Origin of the sequence: Ochrobactrum sp. SFR4 (assembly GCF_019730395.1) — a bacterium.
Taxonomy (GTDB): Bacteria; Pseudomonadota; Alphaproteobacteria; order Rhizobiales; family Rhizobiaceae; genus Pseudochrobactrum.
Genome location: NZ_JAAPBB010000252.1, coordinates 1 through 418, shown reverse-complemented (window position 1 = coordinate 418; position 418 = coordinate 1). Strand labels below are relative to the sequence as shown.

The 418-nt window shown below is 55.5% G+C and carries 1 pseudogene; it reads right to left on the bottom strand.

Going from position 1 to position 418, the window contains the following annotated elements:
- Positions 1–418 (bottom strand): annotated as a pseudogene (locus HBA93_RS18855) (alanine--tRNA ligase); the annotation flags it as partial.

The window sequence follows — 418 nt, the reverse complement described above, 5'->3', positions numbered from 1 at the left end:
GAGGAACCGCCACTCAGAGCCAGTTTCTTGCGGGCTTCGGTGAGTTCTTTTTCAAGCTTGCGACGCTCATCCAGCAGGCTGTTGACACGTTCCAGCGCTTCAGACGGCGTGGTCTTCAGAGCAGATGCAATGGCTTTAACGCGCTCATCCTGCTCTTCAAGATAAAGACGTGCTGCCTCACCGGTCAGCGCTTCCATACGGCGTACACCAGCTGCAACCGCACCTTCGGAGACAATGCGCACCAAACCAATATCACCGGTCTGGCGAACATGCGTACCGCCGCAAAGTTCCAGCGAATAGGTTTTACCGGCTTTATCGCCCTGTGTCGCAGTGCCCATGGAAACCACGCGTACTTCATCACCGTATTTCTCGCCAAACAGCGCCATAGCACCGGCTTCAATCGCATCATCAACCGCCA